The following is a 25,751-nucleotide window of genomic DNA, read 5'->3' as shown; positions in this document are numbered from 1 at the left end:
GGCGCAATCGAGGAATCAGTACAGGCCGCGGCCGGTCAGGATGCTGCGGGCCTCGGCTGCGCCGTCATCAGAGGCCGCAGGACCGCTATCGGAGGAATAGCGGCCGTCCTGGTCATAGGACACCTGGCGAACATTCTGGAGCGACCGGCCCCGGCTGCGGCTCGAGGCCGACATCTCCGAGGTCGCATTGATCGAGGCGACATCGGCCGAGGTGTTGCCGAGGCTGTAAGGCCGCCCTTCCGGCATCGGGACCTCGCCCCGGATCGCACCGCGGTTCGACGAAGGCAACTCGGGCACGAACGGCCGCGCCGAGGCGACCCGGACCATCGAGGGCGACGGCGCCGGCACGCCGGTGCGCAGAGTCGCCATCAGCTGGCGGTCATCCGAGCCTTCCAGCGGCGCCCGGCCGACATATTCGACGCGGACCTTGGCGACGCCATTTCCTTTGAATTCAAGCAGTTCGGCGGCTTTGTTCGAGACGTCGATGAGGCGGTTGCCGTGATAGGGACCGCGATCATTGACGCGGACGATCAGCGACTTGCCGTTGGAGAGGTTGGTCACCCGTGCATAGCACGGCATCGGCAGGGTCGGATGGGCCGCCGTCAGCGAGCCCATGTCGAAGACCTCGCCATTGGCGGTCAGACGGCCGTGGAAATCATCGCCGTACCAGGACGCCATGCCCTCGGCCCGGTAGTTGGCGTCCTCCTCCGGCACGTAGGTCCGGCCGGCCACGACATAAGGCTTGCCGACGCGATAGGTGCCGCCGCCTTTGGGGACGGGCTCGCCCCAGGCCACGACTCGCGGGCTCGATGACACGCCGTATTTGGGATCGACCCGGTTGGCGAACTTGTTGGACGAGGCGCAATTGGCGAGCGCTAGGCAGGTGGCGACCGCCGCAACGCACCGCGCAGCCCGCACCACCGAATCTGACCGTCGGATCCCCATTCGCCCCAAATACCATTTCGCCGGAGACGTACCCAACCCGCTTTCCTGCGGGAGCACCTCCGGACCTCAACGCTCCGGGCGGCCCACCACCGTCCCAGAGACGGTAACGATAACGCAACCCGAACACGGCGGAAATGGGGAGCCCACAGCGAACGCACCGGGATGGTAAACAGGACGTTCGCAATTCTCCGTTGATCTACGGGGCGTGAAGGCCGTGGCATCGGCTCGTCTGTGCCAGTCCCGCACAAGCTGTTGCGCTAAAAGCTCACTCCACCCCCGATATCGCTGGCTTCACCGGAATTCTTTTGACTGTGCAAGGCCGCCCGCGTTCTCTCGCGTGCAGGGGCGGGATTGGAATTTAACGATGATCGAGACGGTTTCGGCACTGATGGGTCTGGTAAGCGCGGGGATATTCCTGGCCCATGCGTTCGAAGGCTACCGCACGAGGGCCTGAAGGCACTCTCGCGGGCGACATTGCATCACCTCTTCACAGCGGCACGTTCGGACAATTTTAATCAATCCGATCGAGCATCGAGGACGAGAGCAGCAGGTGTCCCATGCGCAAACATGACCTCGTATCCGATGGCTTTCTGGCATTGACCGCAGGCGGTCTGGTCTTGCTCTGCTCGAGCCTTGTGGCGTTAGCCTTCGGCTGATCCTCCAACCACCCTTCGCATTTTCGGATCGCTGCGCATCGCAGCGCAACATGCGCGACAACTCCGCTCCCGTTTAGTTGATTGAATTCTCGTGTTCGGCGCCTCGACGTAATTTCAAGAGGCCACCACCAGCTAAGGTGTCGAACATGCTAGCCGAGAAATTCATCCTGGTTCTGGAATCGCTGATCCGCGGCGGCCGGACTTATCCCGATGGAAGCCCCCGGGTCATCAGCACCTCTGCGCATGTCCCGGTGACGCTGCCGAAGCAGAAATAGCTGCGCTTCCGCCACGCGCCCTCGCCCCGCTCAGCGCAGGCCCAACGGAGAGCTTTGATAGAGGCCGTCGCGGGCTTCACTCGCGCAGACGAAGCTGCCGTCAAACCCCTGGCCATACAGCCTCTGTCCCTTGCGGTAGTAGACACCCTTCCTGAAATCCAGCCACACCACCTTGTCGCTGGGGCAATGGCGCTGGGCCTGGTCCTCATAGCGAAACGGCGTCAGCGGTGTCGCCGCCACCTCCGCGGCCTTGCCGGCGCCAAAGACCACCGAGCTTGCAAGCGCGATCCGTCCGAGCCGTTGGCCGAAGCCGCTGCCTAGCACTGTCTGCCTCCCTGGGATCGCCGGCCGCCCATTCGGCACGATAGCATGAGACGACGCGAGCTCCAGAAGCCGACCGGGCGTGACGTCTTCCTCCGGCCGTCGGGGCGGGGTACACGAGACCAGCGTCACCTCCATCATCGGATCTTGCATGTCGGTAGAGCCCGAAACCACGACCGGCCCCCGCCCGCCCTCGCCGCGCCTCGGCCTGTTGCCGATGATCATCTTCGGGTCGCGCTGGCTGCAGCTGCCGCTCTATCTCGGACTGATCGTGGCGCAATGCGTCTACATCGTGCTGTTCCTGAAGGAGCTCTGGCACCTCGCATCGCATGCGATCGAGCTCACCGAGCAGGAGATCATGATGAGCGTGCTGGCGCTGATCGACGTCGTGATGATCTCCAACCTCTTGGTGATGGTGATCGTCGGCGGCTACGAGACCTTCGTCTCCCGCCTCGACCTCCAGGGCCATCCCGACGAGCCGGAATGGCTCGGCCACGTCAATGCCAGCGTGCTCAAGATCAAGCTTGCGATGGCGATCATCGGCATCTCCTCGATCGCCCTGCTGCGCACCTTCATCGAGGCCGGCAATCTCGGCTCGAGCCGCGCCAGCCTCACCGAGAGCGGCGTGATGTGGCAGGTGCTGATCCACATCACTTTCGTCGCCTCGGCGATCGGGATCGCCTTTGTCGACAGGTTCAGCGATACGACCACGCGCAAGCAACAGGAGTGAGGTGCTGACCGACGTCAAGCCTGGCGCGATGCGGCTTCGAGCTGCGCCAGCGCCTGGTGCAGGCACTCCTGCATCTTCTGCGCAACCTGCTCGCGCGAAATGCCCGTCGCGGCAAGGTCGCTCGAGACCTTGTTCAAGGTCTCGTCCATCGCCCGATTCGCCAGACTATCGGTCACCAGCTTCGTTGCGTAAGCAGCGGCGGCATCGCCGCTGAGCCCGAGCTCGCCTGCAGCCCACAGCCCGAGCAGCTTGTTCGACCGGGCCGCGGCCTTGAACATGAGCTCCTCGTCATGGGCGAATTTGGCCTCAAAGCCCTGCTCGCGCTTGTCGAACGTGGTCATGGTCAGCTCCATTGTGCTGGTGGGATCTGGACTGGGAGCGAAATTCTCCGTGGTTCTGGTCAGCTGCGGATCAGATCTGAAATCTTCCGGCCGAAGGCGAACGCCGTCAAGCCGTCAGGCCCGGACCAGCTTGGCCGGCTAAACGATCATACTTGCCATTTGTCAGGCAGACACGCGGCGGTATCGCCTGGGGGACATCGAGAAGCGACGCATGAACAGAGAGGTCAGGGAATTTCGACGGCTTGAGCGGGTGTGCATCGAGCAGGCCGCGCTATCGACCATGGACCTCGCCCGATCAGGCTTCCTCAAGGTCGCCGATGATTGCCGCATCGCGGCCGAGGCCATCGAGGCGCTCCACGCGCCTCGCGGGGTCGTTGCGGTCGCTGTCCGGGCACTCAAGCTTTCCCTCACCGCCACGCGCCCGTCCAGCCGGCATTGAACCGTCAGGTTTTTGCCGCGGCCGCCTCGCGGGCGAGCCGCTCGGCCCTGAGCCGCTCGCGGTTGGCGTAAAACGCCTTCTGCGCCTCCTCATGGTCGCGCATGGCCTTCTCGGCCTCGATCCGGCGAGCCGCATCACGCGCCTGGCGCTGTTCGGGTGTCAGGGGTTTGCGTCGGAAGGAAAGGTCTTCAGTCATGGCGAGATAATGCGCCGGTGACCGAAAGGTTCCAGCTCCCGCCGCCAGCCAGCCCGGTCGCATGCTGCCGAAAGAAAGCCCAAAACAACCCCATGCACAGTAGCGTGGCCCCGTCGAATCAAGCCTTGCGCGCGTCATCCTGCCCGTCCCGAGAAAACCAATTGACGCGTCGGGCAAAACAGTGGCAAAATGCGATTATTCCGAAATTGAACCCATCGATCGGCGTCAACTGCCGAAGCGATCGCTGCGATCACTCCGGCAGTTCTGTCATTCGGTCCACGGCCGGTTGGCGCGTTCAGGCCGCGCGGCTAGAGCACGTGGTAATCATGCCCCGGCAAGAACTTGTTGTCGGCCAAGGCGAGATCGAGCATCTGGCCTGACGGCGTTGCCGATGCATCGACATGCATGTTGAGGATCTGGCCCAGGGACGCGCTGCTGTTGCCATGCGCATCGCCCGCATCTGTGTTCGGCGCGATGCTGGCCGCGGCGAACTTGAAGCCATCCCCTGCGGCGACCGCAGACGTGCCAGTCGATCCGGCCGCCGCACTGCCGGCGACGGGCGGATCGTAGACGATCGTTCCGTTCTGGCCGTCGCTGACAAAGCTGAAGTTCGCTTGCTGGTACGATCCGATGAAGTGAATTGCGGCCGAGTTCGTGCCATCGGAGATGTTGAGCACGTTGTTGACGGCATCGTAATTTTCCGAAAGCGAGATGTAGTTGATGTCCTTCAGATCGATCTGATCGGAGCCGCCAAGCGTGCCATCGCCGGTGAACCCTGAGATGAACGCCTGCAGGCTCGCCGCATGATCGACAACCAGGGAAGCGGTAGAGCCGCTCGGCGCCGTGAACAGGATGGTCTGCGAGGACACCGCGCCATTCGACAGGTCGAGAGTGGCGCCGACGTTGATTTGCGCAAATCCTGAGCCGGTCAGTTGCTGATCGATCTGAAGCGCGCCACCGGCCGCCGTGATGGTCCCGTCGTTGACGATCGCCGATGTGATCTCGCCAGTGCCGACCAGAGCTCCATCGCCGCCGATATGGATGGTGTTCGCGATCGTCGTGGCGCTCGATCCGACCGCCATTGCTCAGCGTCAGCACGGCCGACGGCCCGCCCATCGAGATATAGGAAGCGGTGACCACGGAGCCCGCGCCATCAACGGTGAGACTGCCGGAGCTTCCTGACAGTTCCGCCAGGATCAGCGAGCCGGCGGTCAGGCTGCCTCCGTTCTCCACGAGAGCGGTGGCTGCGCCGCCGTTGCCGATCGTCATCGTCCCGCCGACATGCAGGCTGGCATCGTCCACGGTCAGCGTGTCGGTCACACCGGCGTCATGGTTGACGGCAAGCGTCATGTTGGTGGTCGTGACAATCGCGTGGTCTGAGATCGTCATGGTGGCGGCACCGTCGCTACCAACCTGGATGCTCTGATAGGTGCCCGAGGTGGTGTCGAGGCTGGTGCCGGCGCCCGAAATGATCAAGCTACCCGAGCTTCCTGCAAGCGAGCCGATGTTGACAAAGTCCGCGGTGATCGTGGCACCGTTTGACAACGTCAGATGCCCAGCGCCACCGAAGCCCACATTGATGCCGTCTGTATCGCCCAGGATCGCCAGATGTGATCCCGCACCATCGATGGTGAGGCTGCCGTCCCCGCCGACCTGTTGGCCGAGACCGACGTAGCCCGCGCTGATGCTACCGCCGTTTTCCACCGTGGCATGGGCCGTTCCGGAATCGCCGATCGTGAGGCCCTGAACAAGGGTCAGGGTGGCGTTATTGATATCGAGCGTGTCGATAATGCCCGCCGCATAGATGACGCCGACATCCATGTTTCCGGTCAGGACAGCGGCATGGTCGGCGATGCTCAGCGAAGCCGAGCCGGAGCTGCCCACCTGGATGTTCTGAAACGGACCCGCCGTTGCGTTGAGACTCGTGCCAGCCCCGGTCACGACGACCGTTCCATGACTGCCGACCTGGTTTCCGATCGAGAGAGAATCGCTGGTGAACGTCGCCCCGGCCGACAGATTCAAGCTGCCGGTGCCGGAAAAGCCAATGGACGCGTTGGTGAGCGTGATCTGCGAGCCCGGACCCGCCGCATTGATCGTGCCCTCGTCATCGACATAGACGGTCTGCCAGACGCCTCCGGCGTTGTTGTTGAACGTGGTCGTGGCGCCAATGCCCCCGCCCCCGGTGTTGACACCACCAAGGATGGTCCCGCTGTTGTTAATGGTGATCTGGCTGCCGCCGGCCTCGAAGATCGCGCCGGCCGAAGCGGAAGATCCGATGGTTCCGGAATTGTTGAGCGTCACCGTGCCGACCGCGTTTTCATTGACGCTGATTGCGGAGATCGTGCTCGCGGTGGTGACGGTACCGCTGTTGGTGATGGTGGTCGATCCCGTCGAACCGCTTGCCGTCAGGTTCACGGCGATACCGTTGGAACTGGTGCCGTTGACTGTGCCGGTGTTGGTGATCGAGACATCCCCGACGTGACTGCCGCCAGCGAAGATACCGGTGGTGCCGGCGCTGATCGTACCATTGTTGGTGATGGTAATGGTGCCGCCAGTCGCGGAGAGACCGGCATTCACGTTCGCAGAGATGCCGGTCGCACCAGAATGGATCGAACCGCCATTGGTGATGCTGACATTGCCGCCGTTCTGGGCGCTGGCCTGGATACCGTTACCGGGCGCTGTGATCGACGACGCAGAGCCTGTTGACACCGTGGTGTTGCCCTTGCCCCAATTGTAGGCGTTGATACCAGCGGCCGCGTCCGCCGTTATCTGCGCGTTGCTCTGGACGGTGACGTTGCCAAGCACAGCATTCGTTGCCGTTCCAACGCCGTTGGGCGCGTAGCCGACCGAGACCGCACCCGGTGTCGCTCCGCCGTTCCCGGTCACGTGCGTGCCCGAATGAATGACGTCGTTGCCTAGCACCACCATGACGTTCCCGGTGGCAGGCTCCGACGCGGCCTGGCTCTGGGCATTGACGCCAATGCTGCCGCCGTAAATCGTATCTCCGTCGCCGGTCTGGATGTTGATGTCTCCAACACCGGTGGTCGAGGCCTGGATGCCGATCAAGTTGGTCGCATGGATCGCGACATTTGCGCCAACATTGATCGCGACACTGCCGCTCCCCTTGCTGTTGGCAAAAGCCCCGAGCCCATATTGGTCGGCTGTCACCGAGGTGTTGGCCCCCTCGTTCAGCGTCACATTGCCGTTGCCGTAATTGTAACCGTTGAGGCCATAGCCTGCTGCAGCCGTGATGTTGGCGTTATTGTTGATGACGACGGTACCGTTGATGTTGGTGTTGGCCGTACCATTGGCGCCATAGTAGCCGGCGGCGATGCCCTGCGGCACCGAGCCGCTGGGGTTGAGCGTGGTGCCTGAGTTGATGACGGCGTTGTTGGTGACCGTCACCGAGCTGCCGACGCCCGCGGCAATGACCGTATCCTGATTAAGGGCACTGATGCCCGCACCTCCGGAATTGATCGTGCTGCCGGCATCGGTGAGGACCGAAACGTTGCCGGTGCCGAGAGCCGCGGCCCGGATTCCGAACTGCACTGTCGAGGCAATCGCCCCACCCGCTTCGACCGACACATTGCCGCTACCCGCGGTCGTGGCGATGATAGCGTGCTGGTTGCCGCTGACCCCGCCCGTCGCCGTCACCGAGACGTTGCCGCCATTGGCCGCGTTCAGGTTCTGCGCCTCGATGCCGAACAATGCGGCGCCCGAGCCGGTGACGCTGCCCGTCGACACCACCTGGATATTGCCGACGCCGCTTGCGCTGTCCTGCGCGAGGATGCCCGTCCCCGTCTGACCGACGATCGGACCTGACGTGGAGACGAAGATGTCGCCGGTGCCGTTCTGGGTCACCACGATGCCGTTGGCCGCGCCGGTGATGGCGCCGCCGGGTGCGACCGAGATCGCGGCCACGTTGCCGGAGGTTCCGCCGGTGGCCGTGAAGTCAATGCCGTCGCCAACCGCAGTGGCGACAGATCCCCAACCGTTGATCGCAAAATTGCCGCCGGTCGAGGACACCGCCGCGATGGTCCCGCTGACGGCGCCAAAGTTGAGAGCGAGCGTGCCGCCGTTACCGGTGAAGGTCACCGTCTGCGCAGTCGCACTGTCAAGAACCAGGGTTGCGCCGGTGTCGACCAGGACCGCCCCCGTCCCGCTCAGGCCGCCGCCGATCTCGAGTGAGCCGGACGCAACCTCAAGTGTGCCCGTGTTGTTCACGGCCCCGTTGATCATGTTGGTTCCGGACAGGTTGTCGAGGTGTCCGCTATTATTGACGACGAGGCCGTTGGCGCCGTTGATGCTGGCACCGGCTGACAGGTTGATGGTGCCGGCGTTGTTGACGGTGTTGCTCTCGATGACGCCGGTGGTCGAAGCCGTGCCGAACCCGCTCCAGGTGCCGACGGCCCAGATGCCGCTGGCCTGGTTGTTGAACGTGCCGTTGCCGACATTGATGTTGCCGGTGATCGTGCCGCTGTTGGTCAGCGTAATATCGCCGCCGCCCGCGAAAATTGCTTGCCCCGTGGCGTTAGAGCCGATGATGCCGGTGTTGTTGATGGTGACGGTACCGGTATTGTTCTCATTGAGTCCAATCGCCGCGCCATTGCCGAGGCTTGTCACCGTGCCCGAATTGGTGATGCTGATCGAGCCCGTTGCGCCGGCAGCTGTCAGGTTGGCGCCGATGCCAGAGAAGCTCGTGCCGGTTGCGGCACCACCGTTCGTGATGCTGATGCTGCCGGCACCATTGCTGAACGCGCTGATGCCGGTCTTGCCGGTCGCCGATCCGCTGTTGGTGACCGAGACGTTGCCGCCCGCGGAATCATTGGCGTTGATGCCCGAGAAGCTGTTTCCGGTCGCCGTTCCCGTGTTGGTCACGGAAATGGTACCGGCGTGCACCGCATTGCCGGCGACAAAGGCGCTGATGCCTGTCCCGCCACCGGTCGCCACGCCGGCGTTGCTGATGGTGACATTGCCGCCATCATTGGTGCTGGCGTTGATGGCGTTACCCGTCCCGTTGGTCGCGGTGACGTTCGAGGCCGCGCCAGTCGTCACCGTGGCGTCGCCGGTGCCCCAGTTGAAGGCGCCGATGCCGAAGCCATTGCTTCCCGTGACGACGATGGTTGCATTGCTGACAACGGAGACGTTGCCAGCCACGCCCGGCTCGATCGCGTTGCTTCCAGGGGAATAGCCGGCGTTGATGCCGCCACTGATGGCATCGATCGTCCCGGTCCCCGCAACGACAGAAAGGGTGCTACCGGCCGAGACCGTCGAAGATTGATCAAACGCCCCGATGCCGTAGCGGCCGGCGTTGACGGTGAGGTTGTCGGCGGTGGTGACGCTAACATTACCGTTATCGAGGGAGTAGGCCTGGATGCCGTCGTTGCCGGCGCCGCTGTTGACCGTCGCGTTGGCACCGACAGTGATACTGACGTTGCCAGTTCCACCTGGTTGTCCAGCGACACCCTCCAAGCCGAACGCCGCGACACCGATGAGATTGCCCGTGACCGTGGTGCCTGCGCCGTCATTCACCGTGACGTCACCATTGCCCCAGTTGTACGCATCGATCCCATAGCCCTTGGCGGCGGAGACGTTGCCGTAATTGTCTACGAGAACGGTCCCGTTCACGCCGGAGTTGGGACCAGGCGCGACCAATCCATAAGTTCCGCTAAAGCCGGCAATGATGCCGGCAAGCGTCGAGCCATTGGCCACGGCTCCGGATTGGATCGTTGCGTAATTGATGACTGTGACGGTTGCATTGTTCGAGGCATCGAAAATGGCCTGGTTGGCCGCATTGATACCGGTACCGGTGGAGTTGATGCTGACTCCCGAGGAGGTCGAAACGCTGACGCTGCCGATATCGCGACTGTAGGCGTTGATGCCAAAACCCGTGGACGTAATGCTGCCTCCGGTTTCGTTCACGGTCACATTGCCGTTGCCGAAATTGTTGGCCTGAATACCGTAGCCGGCCGAGTTAATGATGGCATCGCTCGTGACGAGGACGGTGCCATTGACGTTGTCGTTGTGAACAGGAGTGATCGTGCCGACAGGATTGGCATAATAGGAAGCGTTGATGGCCGCAGGTGTCGAACCATTGGGGTTCACCATGGATCCGGCGTTGATGCTGCCGTGAGCCGTGACCATGATCGTGCTGTTGGCCGAGGCCAGCATCGACGTATCGAAGTTGACCACGCTGATGCCCGAGCCGCCTGAGTTGATGACACTGGTTGCATCGGTGGTGACGCTGACATTGCCGCTGCCGCTGGTCTGCGCTCGGACGCCAAACTGCGATCCGGTGAGCGCGCCCGATGTCGTAACCGTCACGTTGCCATTGTTGGCCGTGTCGAGGTTCTGCGCGCGAATGGCTGCATAGCCCTGTGTGGTCTGAACTAGGGGGCTGCCGGTCAGGACCGGCGTAGTGCCGCTGGCACTCACCCCACCCGTCGCCGTGACGCTGATGTTGCCCGCGCCGCTGGCGCTGTCCTGGGCGACGATACCATCCCCGTCCAGGCCGGAGACAGCACCTGAGGCAATGATCGTGACATCGCCGACCCCGTTCTGGCTCGCCACAAGACCGGCGGCCGCTCCCGTCAGCGTACCGGATGGCGTCAAAACCACACTGGCCGGGTTGCCGGCATTTCCGCCAGAGGCCGTGAAGTCCAGCGCATCGCCACTTGCGGTGGTGATGTTGCCCGCCCCCGTGGCGTTGAATATTCCGCCGGTCGAGGAGACCGCCGCGATGGTGCCGCTGACGGCACCAAAGTTGAGATTGAGCGTGCCGCCGCTGCCCGTGAAGGTGACCGTCTGCGCGGTTGCCCCATCGAGAACCAGGGTCGCGCCGGTATCGACCAGAACGGACCCCGTCCCGCTGAGCCCACCGCCGATCTCGAGGGAGCCGGACGCAACCTCAAGCGTGCCCGTGTTGTTCACGGACCCGTTGATCATGTTGGTCCCGGACAGGTTGTCGAGGTGTCCGCTGTTGTTCACGACGAGGCCGTTGGCGCCATTGATACTGGCGCCGGCCGACAGGTTGATGGTGCCTGCATTGTTGACGGTGTTGCTTTCAACGACGCCGGTGGTCGAAGCCGTGCCGAACCCGCTCCAGGCGCCGACCGCCCAGACCCCGCTGGCCTGGTTGTTGAACGTGCCGTTGCCGACATTGATGTTGCCGGTGATCGTGCCGCTGTTGGTCAGCGTGATATCGCCGCCGCCCGCGAAAATTGCTTGCCCCGTGGCGTTAGAGCCGATGATGCCGGTGTTGTTGATGGTGACGCTGCCGACATTGTTCTCGGTGAGTCCGATCGCCGAACCACTCCCGAGACTCGTCACGGTGCCGGCGTTGGTGATGCTGATCGAGCCCGTTGCGCCGGCGGCTGTCAGGTTGGCACCGATGCCCGAGAAGGTCGTGCCGGTCGCAGTCCCCTGGTTGGTGATGAAGACGTTCGCGGACCCATTGTCCGAAGCGAAGATTCCGTTCGTTCCTGACGTCGCTCCGGTATTGGTAATCGTGGCGTCGCCGCTGACGGCAGTGATGCCGATTCCGGCAAACTGGGTGGCCGTCACCGTACCGTTGTTGGTGATCGAGATGGCGCCGACATGGTTGCCGCCGGAGCCGATGCCGGTCCCCGCGGCGGTGATCGTCCCGTTGTTGAAGACGGTGACTGTGCCGCCGACAGTGCCGAGGCCCATGTTCGAATTGGCGGAGATGCCGGTCGCACCGGAATTGATTGAACCGCCATTGGTGACGCTGACATTGCCGCCGTTCAGGGCATTGGCCTGGATGCCGTTGCCCGCCGCGTGGATCGTGGAGTCGGGGCCAGTGGACACCGTCACGTTGCCCTTACCCCAGTTATAGGCATTGATGCCGTTCGCCTTGTCAGCGGTGATCTGGGCGTCGCTCTGCACCATGACATTGCCGAGAACTGCGTTCGAGGCCGCCTGGGTTCCGTTCGGCAGGTAGCCGACCGAGACGGCTCCGGGGGTTGCCGAGCCGTTCGGCGTGTTCAGCGTGCCCGAATGGATGGTGTCCTTACCCAGCACCACATTGATGTTGCCGGTCGCGGGCTCCGAGATTGCCTGGCTCTGGGCGTTGACGCCGATGCTGCCGCCATAAATCGTATCGCCGTCGCCGGTCTGGACGCTGACATTGCCGACGCCGCTGACATAAGCCTGGATGCCGAACAACGTGGTCGCGTTGACTGCGACATTCGCGCCGACATTGACCGCAACATTGCCCGAGCCCTTGCTCAGGGCATAGGCGGCAAGACCGTACTGGGCGCCCGACACTGATGTGTTGGCCGCTTCGTTCACGGTCACGTCGCCGTTGCCCCAGTTATAGGCGTCGACGCCGTAACCGGCTGCGGCGGTGATATTGGCGTTATTGTTGACGAGAACCGTGCCGTTGATGGCGGTGTTCGATGTGCCATTGGCACCGTAGAAGCCGGCGGCGATGCCCTGCGGCACCGAGCCGCTCGGATTGAGCGTCGTGCCGGAGTTGATCACGGCATTGTTGGTGACTGTCACCGAGCTGTTGGCGCTTGCCGCAAGCACGGTGTCGAAATTGATGGCGCTGATGCCCGCACCACCCGAATTGATCGTGCTGCCGGCGTCGGTGAGGACGGAAACGTCGCCGGTTCCGGAAGCCGCGGCACGGATTCCGAATTGCACGGTCGAGGCAATCGCGCCGCCGGCTTCGACTGACACATTGCCGCTCCCCGCCGTCGAGGCGACGATGGCGTGCTGGTTACCAGTGACGCCTCCGGTCGCCGTGACCGACACGTTGCCCCCGTTGGAGGCGTCAAGGTTCTGTGCTTCGAGACCGACCGCTCCGCTGCCCGTGCCGGTCACGCTGCCGGTCGTGTTGACGACGATGTTGCCGACACCGCCAGCGCTTTCCTGGGCCAGCAGCCCGATGCCCGACTGATTGGTGACGGCGACCGCCGAGACGACGGCAATGTCACCGATAGCGTTCTGGACGACGCTGATGCCGCTCGAGGGCGTGCTGAAGCCGGTCAGTGTCACCGCGCTGGAACCGGCAACCGGCGTGAAGGAATGGCCGGCGGCATTGGTGTTGACGGCGAGCTGGGACGAGATCGACCCGTCGCTCAGCGCACTGAGGTTCGCGCTATAGCCGCTCTGCCCGCCGTTCACGTTGACGGAGACCGAGTTCTGACCGTCGGTAAAGGTGACGACACCCGTATCGGTCGGCTGAAGCCCGCTGATCGTGAAATTCAGCAGCGCCGAACCTGCGGCATTGACTTGCGTGTTGGTGACGGCCAGCGCCAGGGCGGCTTGCTCGCCGGCGGAATGATCGACCGTATAGCTTGTCGACGTGTGTGTGCTCTGGTCCTGCAGCGCTACGCCGCTCAGATCCTGCACGGTGGTGCCGGCGAAACTGAGCGACAGTGCGCCATTGCCGGAACCCGGATTGATCTCGACCAGATATTGCGCGCCGGCGCTCCCCGCCACGGCCGTAACGCTCGTGATGCTCGCGCCGGTGAGACCGCTTGTAGCGAGGCTAAAGTCGCTTGCGGTCACCCCCTGGACCGAGTTGGAGAAAGTCAGCAGGTAATGGACCGCGCTCGAGGCGGTTGGCGAAGCGTCGGTCGGCGTCAGGCTGACGAAGTCTGGTGCCGCGGGTGCGAGGCTTGCAGTCGATACCTGGCTGACGGCGCTTTGAACGGCGGTTGAAAGGGCTGTGCTGGTGTTGTTGGCGACAGCACTCGACAGATCGCCGCTTTGGGTGCCCGTTTTCAGATCCGCGGACGCACTGCCCTGCGCCACGATCGAGGTCGCGCTGACATTGGCGAGGAGATCCGCGGTGGTGCCACCGGTCGACGCCTGCACGGCTTGATCGGTCGCCGTGTTCACTGACGTGACGACGTTGGCGATTTCACTCGTTTGCGTACCAGTCAGCGTGGCGCCCGCGCTGGTCAGCGTGCTCGAGACCACGGCGCTGACAACGCTTGAACTGGTGAGGTCGAGACCACCTGTCGACACGATCTGGGCGGCGAGCGCCGAAAACGCGCCGGTCGCTGCCGACGTGAAGGTCGACGCACCGGTGCCCGAGACGGCCGATGCCACCATCGACACGGTATTGAGCACCTTGGCCGCCGCCACGAAGGGCTGGGCGTCGCCGGTGTAGGCGTTCGTCAAGATGTCGGTCTTGGTGAGATCGATGGTCGGGTCGATGCCAAGCGCTGCGGCGACGGCCTGGGAAGCGGCCGCCACGTCACCACCATTGGCGGCCGCGACCGACTGGACGAGCGTCGTGAGCGCGGTGACCTGGGTCGATCCCGTGGGCGCGGTCAGCACGCCCGTGAACTGCTGCCCGGTCGCGGTGTCGGTACCGCCGGTCAGAACCAGAGGCCCTGACGTCGTGCCCGCCCCCAACACGAAATGGCCGCCCGCGTCGGTGATGCCGGACGCCTCCCCGGCGTCGAGCTTGCCGTTGCCGTTGGTGTCGGCAAACACCGTAGCACCCGAGATGTAGCCGTCGGTGGCGAGGCCCGAAACCTGAGTGATGGTCACCACGCTATGGCTGGCAATATCCGTGCTGTTGCCGGCAGTGTCGGTCGCAATCGCGTGCAGCTGGTCGTACGACCCCACGCTCAGGACCGTATGAAGGCTCCACGTGCCGTTCGCAACGCTGGCCGTGCCAAGCAGCGTCGCGCCGTTGAAGACCTGAACCTGGGCGACGGCGATGTTGTCCGAGACCGTGCCAGACAACGTCGCGCCGCCGTCGTTCGACATCGTTCCCGTCGTGTCAGGATTGTCCAGCTTGACCTGGCCGAAGCTGATGACCGGAGGTGTGTTGTCGACCGTTACGGTGGCGAGGTCTGATGCCGTGGTGTGATTGCCGGCGACGTCAGTGACGACCGCGTAGAAAGTGTGCGCACCGCCCGTCAGATTGGAGGCCGTATAGGCCCAGGCACCGTCGCTGCCGAGCGCTGCGTCGCCGACCTTCTGGTTCGTCGCATGGTCGTAGATCGCCACCGAGGCAACGTCGTTCAGATCGGTCGCATTGACCTTGATGATATCGGACGTGAGCTGCGTCGGGCCCGAGACGGATTCCGACTCCGAGACGACCGTCGGGGCCGTGGTGTCGACCGTTACGGTGGTGAGATCAGCTGTCTTGGTCTGGTTGCCGGCGGCATCGGTGACAACAGCATAGAATTTGTAGGTGCCGTCGGCGAGACCCGAAGCCGGATAGGTCCAGACGCCGTTGCTGAGCGTTGCGTCGCCGACCTTCTGATGCGTTACGTCGTTATAGATCGCAACAGACTGGACGCCATGGGCGTCGCTGGCATTGACGGTGATCACCTCGGTGGTGGACTGAGTCAGTCCGGGATTAGACTCCGACTGTGAGTTTACCGTCGGGGCCGTCGTGTCGATCAGCACGTATTGGCTGGTGCCGGCGCTCGCCTTGATGCCTGCAATATCCGTCGCCGTGACGGAAAGCTGGTTGTAATTGCCATCCGCAAGGGGTGCTGCACTGCACCTTTCAGAAGGTCTCCTGACCCTGGGCACCATCGGCTCGGAAGGCATCGATGAGCTGCACGATGGTTTCAGGCGGAAATGGCGAGCACCGGAGCTGAACTCGCACCGGGCCCGCGGACTGGACCTGATCTTCAGGGGATGGAAGGGCGTACTGACCGAACAGAACTGCTTTACGCCGGACGAGCTCCGGCGCGATCTTTTTCATCAGGAATTCTTCATGCGCACGGTTTTTTCATCGTTCGCCGGCGTCATCCTCGCCAAGGAAGGCGTCTCGCGATTGTCGACCTCCATCATCCGCCGCGCCGACCAGGAGCCCTATAGCCGCGAGGAGATCGAGGACATCAACGCGCTCGCCGGCCAGCTGCAGAACATCGGCCGACTCATGGTCCGGGTCGGGCTGGTCTCCTCGCAAAGATTGGCGGACGCGCTCGCGCTCAACGGCCAACCGATCGCTCTGCTTGGCTACGACGGCACGATCATGCATGCGAGCCCCAGTTTCGAACAAGCGATCCGCGGCGCGCTCGCCATCAAAGATCGTCGCATGGCGTCCTGGCATCCTGACGCGAACCAGAAGCTGGGACAGGCGGTCGGATCCGCAACCAGGCGGGACACGGATCACGCAGCGCCCTGCAAGCCGATCGTTCTGCCAAAACGGAATTCGGCGCGCCCGCTGATCGCGACCGTCGTCCCGGTCGTCGGCCACGCGCGGGACCTGTTCCACATGGTCGCCGCCGTGATCTCGGTCGTCGATCTCAATGCGGAGGCCCCTCGCCCGAACGTCGTCGCCTTGCAACAGGCCTTCGGCCTCAGCCCCGCTGAAGCCAAGCTTGCCGCCGACATTGCACTCGGCAAGACGCTGCTCGAGATTGCGGCCCAGAGCGGCGTCTCCAGGGAAACGCTGCGCAGCCGTCTTAAATCCATCTTTGGCAAGACCGCGACGTCACGGCAGTCCGAACTGGCGCTGCTGCTGTCGCGGATTCCGATGGGAACCCCGCGCTAGAACAAAAGCGCAGGCTATTCTAAGCTGCTCAGCAGTCGCCTCAATGCCTATTTCGAGTTCAAGGTGGTGACCGGTCGCCAAAATCCCTGTTTATCCTCCAGCAGCTCCCTGCACCGGGCGAGCATTGCCTTCGCCGGAATATCCTGCGGTTGATCCGACAGCACCTTCTCGAAATCAACGATCGCGTCCTCGAGCTCGCGGCTACGATATTTCGCAAGGCCCAGCTCGTAGCGCGCGACCCACGTTACGGCGTGGCGTTCTGCGTCGGCCTTCCCTGCCAAGCCGATCAGTTCATGGACAGCGATCCCCTCCTCGCGGCCGTAGACTGCGATACTGTCGATCTCGCGTGTGACAATGGCACCGCGGGCAAGGCGCTCGGTTGCCTCGCCGATCAAGACTTGCGTGCCATAGCTCTTGTTCGCGCTTTCGAGGCGACTCGCCACGTTCACGGCGTCGCCGATCACCGTGTAGTTCAGCCGCAACTCGGAGCCGATATTGCCGACCAGCATGCGGCCGGAATTGATGCCGATGCGGATCTGCAAGGGATGGCCGAGATCGTCGGTGAGGCCGGACTCCGCGATCGCGCGGCGGATGTCCAGCGCGGCGCGGCAGCAGCGCTCCGCGTGATCGGCTTGCGGCTGCGGCGCGCCCCAGAACGCCATCACGGCGTCGCCGATGAACTTGTCGATCGTCCCGCCATTGGCGACGACGACTTCCGAGGCAAGGTCGAGATAGCGCGACAGCAACGGTACGACGCGGTCGCCCATGCGCTCCGAAAGGCCGGTAAAGCCGGCCACATCCACGAACATCACGCTCAATTCCTGGATCGCGCCACCGGGTTTTGCCTCGACGCCCTGGCGCAACAGCGCGCGGACGAGGTCGGCGGGAATGAACTTTCGGAACGCCGAAAGGCCGGCGGCCATCTCTGCGATGGCTCCCGACAAGCTCGCGATTTCCTTCAATCGCGAGGGATGGCGGCGCACCAGCTCCAGTGCAAAGGTCTCGACGTGGCGGATCTCGCCGACGACACGGGAGAGCGGTGCCGCGATCACCGTGCGGGCGAGCAAGGCGGACGCGAGCGCCGCAAGCACCGCGCCGACGGCGAGGCCGAGGATCAAGTGCCGTAGCGTTGTCTCGACAGGGCCGAGAAATTCGGCCTCTGGAATGATGGTTGCGAGCCGCCAGCCGGGAAACGGCAGCGGCGTGAGTGCAAACTCGTAGGCGGCGCCGTCTGAGGTGAGCCGGCTACGCCAGCCGTCCTTGGCAGTGCCGGCCTGGGCCAGGGCCTTCTGCGCCAGCGGCAGCAACTTCTGGCCACCGCGCGCGGGGTGCAATTCGTCGGCATCGGGCGCGGCGACGAGTTCGCCGTTGCCGTCGAAGATGAAGGCCGTTCCGGTGCGGCCAACCTCGAGCTGGGCGAGGAAGCGCGCAAGGCGCGTGTATTCGATCATGATTGCGAGAACGCCCTGGCGTTCTTGATAGACGTCGATCGGACCCGCGAAGGCGATCGACGGACGTTGTCCGATCGGATGGTCCGTGACCTTGAACCATTCGGGCTCTTCGCCCGTGAGTCCGGTCTTGAACCAGGTGCGATCGGCAACGCGGAAATCGGTCGGCTCGAAACGTCGGTTGGCGAACTCGATGTCGCCCGGCACGACATCGTATTCGTCAACGCGGCGCTGGCCGACATGATCGGTCAGCGAGATCTCCATCATCTCGAGCCGGCCGTCGCCGAGCTTGTGAGCCGCGAAGAACGCGCCGTCGGGCCAGCCGAACGCAACCCAGGAGATCGTCGCCTGCGATTGCAGTTGGGACAGGAACACGAATTCACGCTTGTCGGCCTCGCGGGTATCGAGGACGTTCTGCAGGAATAGGGTACGGATCGCGGTGTGCGCCGCGCGCGCCTCGTCGACGATCGCACCGACTTCCTTGCGGACGGCGGCGACGATCTGCTCATTGATGGTCGAGGCAAGTTGCCGGCTGGTTGCCTCCGCCGTGCGCCACCACAGGAGGCTGGACAAGGCCGCGGTCAAAAGGATCGCGGTCAGGACCAGAGCCGACACCGCCAGACGGATGCTGAACGTCAGCCGCCGTAGCGTCTGGCTTGATGTCACGCGTCCGGGATGGGCGTTCATGGCGTGATCCGACGGGTTGGCGAGGTCGACTGCTAACCTTCTTCGCAGGCCCGCAGCTGTTCGTTACCTCTGGCAGATGCTGGCAGTCCCGGCCAATGCCCACGGGCTAAGGTCTCCATAGAGACAAGGCATTGGAATTATCCCGCGTGCCCTGCGCTAATCCGCCCCCAAGCGCACGGCGTCGTGCGCGTCACCCAATGGTCTCACCAACTCGTGAGCGGTTTCTCCTGTAACGGCGGCTGCGGCGAGGACGAACGAGACAGTGGGCCCATCGCCCTACTCCAGAGGAGATATTTCATGTCTGCCAGGACCACCATCAGCTCGCTCGTACTCGCCGGCGCCGTCTCAACCGCACTCGCAACCCTCGCCTCGGCCGCTCCGCTGACCAAGGCCGAGGCCGATGCCGCCATCGCAGCCAAGAAGGAAAAGTGCTTCGGCGTGGCGCTGAAGGGCCAGAATGACTGCGCCGCCGGCCCGGGCACGACCTGCCAGGGCACCTCGACCGTCGATTTCCAGGGCAACGCATGGAAATTCGTCCAGGGCGGCACCTGCGCCAGCATCGATCTGCCTGGCGGCAAGAAGGGCTCGCTCAAGCCGGTCTGAGGCACACGCCACATCAAGGCAAACAAGCGCGGAGGAGCGACATGGACGCAACGATCAGGCTACGGAAGTCTGCGGCCGTCCCCCTCCGCTTTTCGCTTCCCGTCGACGGCGTCGCGGGGACGAGCTTCAAGCCCGAGCACATCACCGCAATTCTCGACGAGGGCCCGCAGCGCGGCTTCTTTGAGGTTCACGCCGAGAATTACATGGGCGCGGGCGGACCGCCCCATCGGATGCTGGAACGGCTGCGCCGCGATCATCAGCTCTCGCTGCACGGCGTCTGCATGTCGATCGGTGGGCCCGCGCCGCTCGACCGTGCGCACCTGGCGCGCTTTCGCGGCCTCGTCGCGCGCTACCAGCCCGCCCTCGTCTCCGAGCATCTGGCATGGTCGACACACGAGACCAGCTTTTTCAACGATCTCCTGCCGTTGCCTTACAACAAGACGACACTCGCCCACGTCTGCGACCACATCGAAGAGGTTCAGGAGGCGATCCGGCGGCCGATCCTGCTGGAAAACCCCTCGACCTACGTCGCGTTTCGAACCTCAACAATGTGCGAAACAGATTTCATCCGCACCGTGTCCGAGCGGACCGGCTGCGGCCTGTTGCTCGACATCAACAACGTCTTCGTCTCCGCAGCCAACCACTGCTTCTCGGCGCTGCAATATCTTGCCGACTTCCCCTTGGCACGTGTCGGCGAAATTCACCTTGCCGGCCACGCCGAGCAGAGCGACGGCGAAGGCAAGCTGTTGCTGATCGACAGCCATGACGGTCCGGTCGCGGACGCAGTGTGGAAGCTGTTCGAGATCGTGATCGCGCGCTGCGGCCCTGTTCCGACGCTGATCGAATGGGACAGCAATATTCCGGATTGGCCCGTCCTGCAGGCCGAAGCCGCGGCCGCACAGGCGATCCTGGATCGCCATATCAGGACGGTTCGTCATGCAGCCTGAACCGCACGCCTCCTACGCGGCCGCGTTCGCGCCTGCCTTGCTCGATCCTGGCAGCGAGGTACCGAGCATCGTGACCGGGCCATGCGGCAAATCGGCCGTCACGTGCTACAACGTCTATCGCAACAACGTCACGGTCAGCCTGATCGACGCGCTCGCGTCGATTTACCCGGCCGTGCAGCGCCTGACGGGAGAAGATTTTTTCCGTGCCATGGCGCGTTTCCATATCCGGGAAATCCCGCCGACGTCCCCCCTGCTGTTCGACTACGGTCGCAATTTTCCGGCCTTCATCGAAGGTTATGAACACGCGCAGTCGCTGCCCTGGCTCGCCGATGTCGCGCGGATCGAGCGGGCATGGCTTGACGCCTATCACGCCGCCGACAGCACGACGCTTTCGCCGTCTGCACTCGCAACTGTCGCGCCGGATCGCCTAGCCAGTCTTGTCTTCACTGTGCATCCGGCGACCCGTGTGGTGCGGTCGTCTTACGCGGCGGTGACCATCTTTGCCGCCAACCGCGGCACAGCGGCTGCGAGCACCATCGACGCATCTGTACCAGAAGACGCGCTGATCACGCGGCCGGACGCCGATGTCGTTGTGCAACTGTTACCGCCCGGCGGCGCGGCGTTCCTGGCCTGCCTGATGTCGGGATGCATGCTGGCAGAAGCCGCTGCAGCGGCGCTGGAAGACGAACCCGAATTCGATCTCGCCACCAACATCGCCGGCCTGTTCGAGGCGGGCGCCTTCGCCTCGCTGACGTCTGGAGACGCAAGATGATCTCAGAACAACGCATCGCGCCCGCAACAGCCATGCCTTCTTTCGGAGCGCTCATCGACCGAGCCAATGGTCTCGTCCAGACGATCGCAACTCCATCCATGGTGCAGCTCGCGCTGCGCCTGGCATTGGCGGTCCCATTCTGGCGTTCCGGGATCCTCAAATGGACTGGCTTTCTCAAGCTCAGCGACGTTGCGGTGACGCTGTTTACCGACGAGTTCATGCTGCATCTGCCCGGCGGCCCCTATCACTACCCGATCCCCGCGACGATGGCCTTCCTGTCCGGCTGCGGCGAGATTATGTTTCCAGTCCTGCTGGTGCTCGGCCTCGGCACGCGCTTTGCCGCACTTGGGCTGCTGTTCATGACCGTCATCGTCGAGCTCACCGTGCCGGACGGCTGGCCGGTCCACATCACCTGGGCCGCGATGGCGCTGGCGATCATGGCCTATGGACCGGGGCGGGTCTCGCTCGATCATTTGTTTTGCAGGTTTGTGATGCGTCCCGACCGATAACGCCCGGATAGTTGTGACCGTCCGTGCGCGAAGCCCTCAAGTTCAACTCGAACGCAATGGAGGAACGTCATGGAAGTCAACGAAGACCGCCTCAATTCTTTCATGGGCAAGATGATCGGCGACGTCGGCGCAGCGATGAGCGCTTCGCTTATGCTGCTCGGCGACAAGCTCGGCCTCTACAAGGCTCTTGCACAAGACGGTCCGATGGATGCCGCCGCCCTGGCCAAGGCGACCGGCACCGCCGAGCGCTACATCCGCGAGTGGCTCGCGGCACAGGCCGCTTCTGGCTACGTCGAGTACGACAGTGCTACAGGCACATTCTCGATGCTGCCGGAGCAGATTCTTGCGCTGGCAGACGAGGACAGCCCTGTCTTCCTCGGCGCGGTCGGCAGCCTCGTCTCAGCGACTTTCCTCGACGAACCCAAGATCGAGGACGCCTTCAGAACCGGCAAGGGCGTCGGTTGGAACAAGCGCAGCGAGTGCCTGTTCTGCGGAACGGCGCGCTTCTTCCGTACCAGCTATAAGCATTATCTGGTCCAGGATTGGCTCCCTGCACTCGAGGGAGTGGTCGACAAGCTCAAGCGCGGCGCCAAGGTCGCCGACGTCGGCTGCGGGCACGGCGTTTCGACGCGATTAATGGCCGAGGCGTTTCCCAATTCGACGTTCTACGGCTTCGACTACCACGACGGCTCGATCGAGGCGGCTCGCAAGGCCGCAAGCGAGGCAGGGCTCTCCGGTCGCGTCCACTTCGCCACCTGTTCGGCCAAGACGTTCCCGGCGCAGGCCTACGACCTCGTTTGCTTCTTCGATTGCCTGCACGACATGGGCGATCCCGTCGGCGCGCTACGGCATACCCGCTCCACGCTTGCCGATGACGGCACCTGCCTCTTGATCGAGCCGTTCGCCAAGGACCGTCTCGAGGAGAATCTGAACCCGGTCGGGCGCGTCTACTACGCGGCCTCGACGATGGTCTGCACGCCGGCATCGTTGGACCAGGAAGTCGGCCTGGCCCTGGGAGCGCAGGCTGGCGAAGCGCGACTGCGCGATGTGGTCCGCCAGGGCGGCTTCACGCGTTTCCGCCGTGCCGCGGAGACGCCGTTCAACCTGATCCTCGAGGCGCGCCCGTAAGACATAGCAGGATGTCCGTGGTCATGTCCCCACGGACATCCTCTCGTTAAATCCCACGCGGCGAGCTCATCACGGCCAAGGCAAGCGACAATGATCCCGATGGCACGTCTCATTCGGCTGCCATCGGCATCATCTCGTGCTGATCATGCAGGATCACGCCCGCCAGCGGGTCGAACTCGCCTTCCCATGGCTTGCTTGCCAATGCCGCCCGGGTGTGTGCATAGCCAGCCTCCCAGCGCCGCATGATCCCGGTCGGGCTGAAGTCGATATCCTTGGTGTGCGTCTCATGATCGAGTTGCGGGGCAAGCAGCCGCACCACATGCATTCGTGTCGGACAGCCATAGCTCATCAGTTCACGGACTGCCGGATTACCGCGTTCGTGCTCGGGGAGCCTTGCGGCCAGCTGGTTGATGACGTGACGCAAACGATGCGCCTGCTGCTGGCGCGTAACTTGGCTTGCGATCCGACTGGAGTATTGAACGTCCTTATGGCGGTTCAGGACCTCGGCCATCGTGGTTGGCTCACCACCTACGGGATTCCAGAGATGCACCGCGAAGATCAGCGAGTTCTTGCGCGGATTGTCGTCGAACACCGCTTCCGTCGGCGTGTTGGACAGGATCCCCCCGTCCCAGTAGAGCTCGCCGTCGATACGCACGGCCGGAAACGCCGGCGGCAGCGCGCCTGACGCCATCACATGCTTCACTGTCAGCTCGCCGTCGCGGCTGTCGAAATAGCGCATACGACTCGAGCGCACATGGGCCGCGCCCACCGTGAGCCGCGGCGTGCAGCGATTGACCAGGCTGAAGTCGACAAGCTCGTTCAGCGTCTTCTCGAGCGGCGCGGTGGAATAGAAGCCTGCGTGATCGGCGCCGAGCGGATAGGAATCACCGGCATGCGCCAGCGGATTGGGCCGGAAGAAGCCGGGAATGCCGCTGGTGACGGTCGACCAATAGGTGAGCTTCTCGTTGAAGCCGGGGAATGCGGTGCGGAAGCTCCAGGCCGGGCTCTGCTCCATCCGCTTCCAAAACACTTTCAGCCGCTCGAGCCGATGCTCCGGCTCATTGCCAGCGATCAGGCTGGCATTGATCGCACCGATCGAGGTGCCGATGATCCAGTCCGGCTCGATCCCGGCCTCATGCAAGGCCTGGTAGACGCCGGCCTGGTAGGAGCCGAGCGCGCCGCCGCCTTGCAGCACCAGCACGACCTGGCCCGGCAGGTCACGTGACCCGATACTCTCTGTATTGCCGTTCATGTCGCGCTCCCTGTGAGCTTGCACTGGTTGAATATCCGGGAATCGTCGCGGTTTGTTACGCCGGCTCATGTCAATGCGCGGTCCAGCCGCCATCGACCGGCAGCGCAATGCCGGTGATCGAGCCTGCAGCTTCCGTCGAGAGAAACACCGTGAGAGCGCCGAGTTCTTCCACCGTGGTGAAGCGCTTGTTGGGCTGCTGCGCGAGCAGGACGTCGCGGATCACCTGGTCGCGGGAAATGCCGTGAGCCTTGGCCTGATCGTCGATCTGCGCTTCGACCAGCGGCGTGTAGACATAGCCGGGACAGATCGCGTTGCAGGTGATCGCCTCCTCCGCAGTCTCCAGCGCCGTCACCTTGGTCAGGCCAACGATTCCGTGCTTGGCGGTGATATAGGCCGCTTTGAAAGGCGAAGCCACAAGGCCGTGCGTCGAGGCGATATTGATAATACGGCCGAAGCCGTTCTGGCGCATCGCGGGAAGTGCAAGCCGCGTGGTGTGAAAGGCCGAGGTCAGATTGATCGCAAGGATCTGGTCCCATTTTTCGACCGGGAATTGATCAAGCGGCGCGACGTGCTGGATGCCGGCGTTGTTGACGAGGATGTCGAGCCGGCCGGACTCCGCGATGGTCGCGGCGATCATCTCGGCAATCGATTTCGGCCGGGTCATATCGGCGGGCGAGAAGCTTGCCTTGACGCCGAACTCGGCCGCAATCTGCTCACGGATCTTGCCGATCTCGGCCGCGATGCCGAGCCCGTTCAGGACGACGTCGGCACCTTCAGCGGCGAGCGCCCTGGCGATGCCGAGCCCGATGCCGCTGGTCGAGCCCGTGACGAGCGCGACTTTGCCGGCGAGCGCCCTTGTGGTCTGAGATGTCTGTGGCTTGACGGGAATATTCATGGCCAATCCTCCTATGACGACGGGTCGGCCTCGTGACCGGACCCCTGACTGATGCGAATTGTGAGCGATGGCCTCAAGAAGCGGAAATGCCTGATGGCTTCCGAAATGATACGCGCGCGCTATCGGGCGCGGGATGTCATTCCCCGTCCCGATCGGTTAAGTTCCGTCCCGATCCTGCTGGGAGCCATCCATGGAAATGCACCAGGTCCGCTATTTCCTCGCGGTAGCGCAACTCCTGAACTTCACGCGCGCCGCCGAGGAATGCAACGTGACGCAGCCTTCGCTGACGCGCGCCATCAAGCAACTCGAGGCCGAGCTTGGCGGCGACTTGTTTCGCCGCGAGCGGCCGGCCGCACAACTGACCGAGCTTGGCCAACGGATGCATCCGCTGTTGAAGCAGTGCTATGAGGCCGCCGCCGGCGCACGCTCACTCGCCTCCTCCTTCAAAAGCGGTGAGGTCGGCGCGCTGCGTGTCGCACTGACCCATGCAATCGATCTTTCACTGCTCATCCCCCACCTCAATCAGATCAGGCGGCAGTTCAACCGGCTCGAGTTCCGCTTCTTGCGTGGTTCAAGCCGCGAAGTCGCCGACTATCTCAAGAAGGGTGAAGCCGAGCTCGGCATTGCCGCCGAGATTGACGGGGCCTGGGAGCGGCTCGACGTCTGGCCGCTATTCACCGAGAATTTCGACCTCGTGATCGGAAAAGGTCACCGGCTTGCGAGCCAGGGCACGATCGAATTCGACGATCTGCGCGCAGAGCAATTGCTGAGCCGAAACTATTGCGAGCATGCCGGCCGGATCTCGTCGAGCTTGCGCGAGCACGGCATCGATGTCGATCATGGCCATGAGATCTCCAGCGAGCGCGACCTGATCGAGCTTGTCGAGGCCGACATCGGCATCGCGCTGATGCCGCACTCCTCACCGGTGCCCGAGAACCTCAAGCGCGCCGCCGTGAGCGGCCTCGACGCGCGCCGCACCGTTAGCCTCTACGGCATCGCTGGCCGTCAGCGGACAGCCGTCGCGAACACGGTGATGCGGATGCTGCGCGGCGCGGATTGGCGGGCGATTGCGGGGTGATATCCCCTCCTGTCGGAGAGGAGTCGGCGA

At 63.6% G+C, this 25,751-nt stretch carries 19 protein-coding genes; 10 read left to right on the top strand and 9 right to left on the bottom strand.

Translation table 11 applies throughout. The annotated features are described in order from the left end of the window. Nucleotides 1–15 precede the first annotated feature (15 nt). The gene (locus L6637_RS02080) at nt 16–945 is read right to left on the bottom strand and encodes a septal ring lytic transglycosylase RlpA family protein (protein ID WP_237869988.1); all 930 of its coding nucleotides are present in this window, start codon (nt 943–945) and stop codon (nt 16–18) included. Between the two features lie 802 nt (nt 946–1,747). Here L6637_RS02080 and L6637_RS42365 point away from each other — a divergent pair. Then, entirely contained in the window at nt 1,748–1,876 is a 129-nt protein-coding gene (locus L6637_RS42365; RefSeq protein WP_271597404.1) for a hypothetical protein, read from the top strand. A 30-nt stretch (nt 1,877–1,906) separates the two neighbouring features. Here the strand turns inward: L6637_RS42365 and L6637_RS02075 are convergent, their stop codons facing one another. Then, nucleotides 1,907–2,200 (bottom strand): hypothetical protein, encoded by a 294-nt coding sequence (locus L6637_RS02075; RefSeq protein WP_237868920.1) that lies wholly within the window; start codon nt 2,198–2,200, stop codon nt 1,907–1,909. A 148-nt stretch (nt 2,201–2,348) separates the two neighbouring features. Here L6637_RS02075 and L6637_RS02070 point away from each other — a divergent pair, with 148 nt between their 5' ends. Further along, on the top strand, nt 2,349–2,927 hold the full coding sequence (locus L6637_RS02070) for a TIGR00645 family protein (protein ID WP_237868918.1): 579 nt from the start codon (nt 2,349–2,351) through the stop codon (nt 2,925–2,927). A 14-nt stretch (nt 2,928–2,941) separates the two neighbouring features. On the opposite strand, the gene L6637_RS02065 is transcribed toward L6637_RS02070, so the two are convergent. After that, on the bottom strand, nt 2,942–3,268 hold the full coding sequence (locus L6637_RS02065; RefSeq protein ID WP_237868916.1) for a DUF1476 domain-containing protein: 327 nt from the start codon (nt 3,266–3,268) through the stop codon (nt 2,942–2,944). A 211-nt stretch (nt 3,269–3,479) separates the two neighbouring features. Here L6637_RS02065 and L6637_RS02060 point away from each other — a divergent pair, with 211 nt between their 5' ends. After that, complete coding sequence (locus L6637_RS02060) at nt 3,480–3,707, top strand: hypothetical protein (RefSeq protein ID WP_237868914.1); 228 nt, start codon at nt 3,480–3,482, stop codon at nt 3,705–3,707. 4 nt (nt 3,708–3,711) lie between these two features. On the opposite strand, the gene L6637_RS02055 is transcribed toward L6637_RS02060, so the two are convergent. The 3 genes from L6637_RS02055 to L6637_RS02045 form a co-directional block, all read right to left on the bottom strand. Next, nucleotides 3,712–3,903, bottom strand: a complete 192-nt coding sequence (locus tag L6637_RS02055; protein ID WP_237862395.1) for a hypothetical protein — start codon at nt 3,901–3,903, stop codon at nt 3,712–3,714. Between the two features lie 324 nt (nt 3,904–4,227). Beyond that, entirely contained in the window at nt 4,228–15,450 is an 11,223-nt protein-coding gene (locus L6637_RS02050; protein WP_237868912.1) for an Ig-like domain-containing protein, read from the bottom strand. Beyond that, nucleotides 15,407–15,607, bottom strand: a complete 201-nt coding sequence (locus tag L6637_RS02045) for a hypothetical protein (RefSeq protein ID WP_237868911.1) — start codon at nt 15,605–15,607, stop codon at nt 15,407–15,409. Before L6637_RS02045 ends, L6637_RS02050 begins: the two co-directional genes overlap by 44 nt. A 12-nt stretch (nt 15,608–15,619) precedes the next feature. Between L6637_RS02045 and L6637_RS02040 the strand changes: the two genes are divergently transcribed. Continuing rightward, a complete protein-coding gene (locus L6637_RS02040; RefSeq protein WP_237868910.1) occupies nt 15,620–16,402 on the top strand; it encodes a helix-turn-helix transcriptional regulator in 783 nt (260 codons plus the stop codon). Between the two features lie 47 nt (nt 16,403–16,449). Here L6637_RS02040 and L6637_RS02035 read toward each other — a convergent pair whose 3' ends face one another. Next, the gene (locus tag L6637_RS02035; RefSeq protein WP_237868909.1) at nt 16,450–18,537 is read right to left on the bottom strand and encodes an adenylate/guanylate cyclase domain-containing protein; all 2,088 of its coding nucleotides are present in this window, start codon (nt 18,535–18,537) and stop codon (nt 16,450–16,452) included. Nucleotides 18,538–18,834: 297 nt separating this feature from the next. Here L6637_RS02035 and L6637_RS02030 point away from each other — a divergent pair, with 297 nt between their 5' ends. The 5 genes from L6637_RS02030 to L6637_RS02010 all read left to right on the top strand — a co-directional run bounded on the left by L6637_RS02030 (nt 18,835) and on the right by L6637_RS02010 (nt 22,496). Further along, nucleotides 18,835–19,140, top strand: a complete 306-nt coding sequence (locus tag L6637_RS02030) for a BufA1 family periplasmic bufferin-type metallophore (protein ID WP_237862391.1) — start codon at nt 18,835–18,837, stop codon at nt 19,138–19,140. Between the two features lie 41 nt (nt 19,141–19,181). After that, entirely contained in the window at nt 19,182–20,087 is a 906-nt protein-coding gene (bufB, locus tag L6637_RS02025) for an MNIO family bufferin maturase (protein WP_237862390.1), read from the top strand. Continuing rightward, nucleotides 20,077–20,859, top strand: coding sequence for an HvfC/BufC N-terminal domain-containing protein (locus L6637_RS02020; RefSeq protein ID WP_237862389.1), 783 nt, complete (start codon nt 20,077–20,079; stop codon nt 20,857–20,859). The genes bufB and L6637_RS02020 overlap by 11 nt, the downstream gene beginning before the upstream one ends. After that, entirely contained in the window at nt 20,856–21,368 is a 513-nt protein-coding gene (locus L6637_RS02015) for a DoxX family protein (RefSeq protein ID WP_237862388.1), read from the top strand. Before L6637_RS02020 ends, L6637_RS02015 begins: the two co-directional genes overlap by 4 nt. Before the next feature lie 69 nt (nt 21,369–21,437). Further along, nucleotides 21,438–22,496, top strand: coding sequence for a class I SAM-dependent methyltransferase (locus L6637_RS02010; protein WP_237868908.1), 1,059 nt, complete (start codon nt 21,438–21,440; stop codon nt 22,494–22,496). A 109-nt stretch (nt 22,497–22,605) separates the two neighbouring features. On the opposite strand, the gene L6637_RS02005 is transcribed toward L6637_RS02010, so the two are convergent. Beyond that, nucleotides 22,606–23,748: a patatin-like phospholipase family protein gene (locus tag L6637_RS02005; RefSeq protein ID WP_237862386.1), complete on the bottom strand. Its 1,143-nt coding sequence runs from the start codon at nt 23,746–23,748 to the stop codon at nt 22,606–22,608. A 70-nt stretch (nt 23,749–23,818) separates the two neighbouring features. Next, nucleotides 23,819–24,643 (bottom strand): 3-hydroxybutyrate dehydrogenase, encoded by an 825-nt coding sequence (locus tag L6637_RS02000; protein ID WP_237868907.1) that lies wholly within the window; start codon nt 24,641–24,643, stop codon nt 23,819–23,821. A gap of 190 nt (nt 24,644–24,833) precedes the next feature. On the opposite strand from L6637_RS02000, the gene L6637_RS01995 reads away from it, so the two are divergent. Further along, complete coding sequence (locus tag L6637_RS01995; RefSeq protein ID WP_237862384.1) at nt 24,834–25,721, top strand: LysR family transcriptional regulator; 888 nt, start codon at nt 24,834–24,836, stop codon at nt 25,719–25,721. Nucleotides 25,722–25,751: the final 30 nt, after the last annotated feature.

Source organism: Bradyrhizobium zhengyangense (assembly GCF_022012435.1).
Classification (GTDB): Bacteria; Pseudomonadota; Alphaproteobacteria; order Rhizobiales; family Xanthobacteraceae; genus Bradyrhizobium; species Bradyrhizobium zhengyangense.
This window is presented reverse-complemented; position numbering and strand designations above follow the sequence as displayed.

Excerpts from the sequence above, each read along its gene's own strand:
- L6637_RS02045 (WP_237868911.1), bottom strand. The coding sequence starts at position 15,607 with ATGAAAAAGATCGCGCCGGAGCTCGTCCGGCGTAAAGCAGTTCTGTTC.
- L6637_RS02055 (WP_237862395.1), bottom strand. The coding sequence starts at position 3,903 with ATGACTGAAGACCTTTCCTTCCGACGCAAACCCCTGACACCCGAACAG.
- L6637_RS02020 (WP_237862389.1), top strand. The coding sequence starts at position 20,077 with ATGCAGCCTGAACCGCACGCCTCCTACGCGGCCGCGTTCGCGCCTGCC.
- L6637_RS02035 (WP_237868909.1), bottom strand. The coding sequence starts at position 18,537 with ATGAACGCCCATCCCGGACGCGTGACATCAAGCCAGACGCTACGGCGG.
- L6637_RS42365 (WP_271597404.1), top strand. The coding sequence starts at position 1,748 with ATGCTAGCCGAGAAATTCATCCTGGTTCTGGAATCGCTGATCCGCGGC.
- L6637_RS02000 (WP_237868907.1), bottom strand. The coding sequence starts at position 24,643 with ATGAATATTCCCGTCAAGCCACAGACATCTCAGACCACAAGGGCGCTC.
- L6637_RS02015 (WP_237862388.1), top strand. The coding sequence starts at position 20,856 with ATGATCTCAGAACAACGCATCGCGCCCGCAACAGCCATGCCTTCTTTC.
- L6637_RS02040 (WP_237868910.1), top strand. The coding sequence starts at position 15,620 with ATGCGCACGGTTTTTTCATCGTTCGCCGGCGTCATCCTCGCCAAGGAA.
- L6637_RS02030 (WP_237862391.1), top strand. The coding sequence starts at position 18,835 with ATGTCTGCCAGGACCACCATCAGCTCGCTCGTACTCGCCGGCGCCGTC.
- L6637_RS02050 (WP_237868912.1), bottom strand. The coding sequence starts at position 15,450 with ATGCCTTCCGAGCCGATGGTGCCCAGGGTCAGGAGACCTTCTGAAAGG.
- L6637_RS01995 (WP_237862384.1), top strand. The coding sequence starts at position 24,834 with ATGGAAATGCACCAGGTCCGCTATTTCCTCGCGGTAGCGCAACTCCTG.
- L6637_RS02060 (WP_237868914.1), top strand. The coding sequence starts at position 3,480 with ATGAACAGAGAGGTCAGGGAATTTCGACGGCTTGAGCGGGTGTGCATC.
- L6637_RS02080 (WP_237869988.1), bottom strand. The coding sequence starts at position 945 with ATGGGGATCCGACGGTCAGATTCGGTGGTGCGGGCTGCGCGGTGCGTT.
- L6637_RS02070 (WP_237868918.1), top strand. The coding sequence starts at position 2,349 with ATGTCGGTAGAGCCCGAAACCACGACCGGCCCCCGCCCGCCCTCGCCG.
- L6637_RS02010 (WP_237868908.1), top strand. The coding sequence starts at position 21,438 with ATGGAAGTCAACGAAGACCGCCTCAATTCTTTCATGGGCAAGATGATC.
- L6637_RS02005 (WP_237862386.1), bottom strand. The coding sequence starts at position 23,748 with ATGAACGGCAATACAGAGAGTATCGGGTCACGTGACCTGCCGGGCCAG.
- L6637_RS02065 (WP_237868916.1), bottom strand. The coding sequence starts at position 3,268 with ATGACCACGTTCGACAAGCGCGAGCAGGGCTTTGAGGCCAAATTCGCC.
- bufB (WP_237862390.1), top strand. The coding sequence starts at position 19,182 with ATGGACGCAACGATCAGGCTACGGAAGTCTGCGGCCGTCCCCCTCCGC.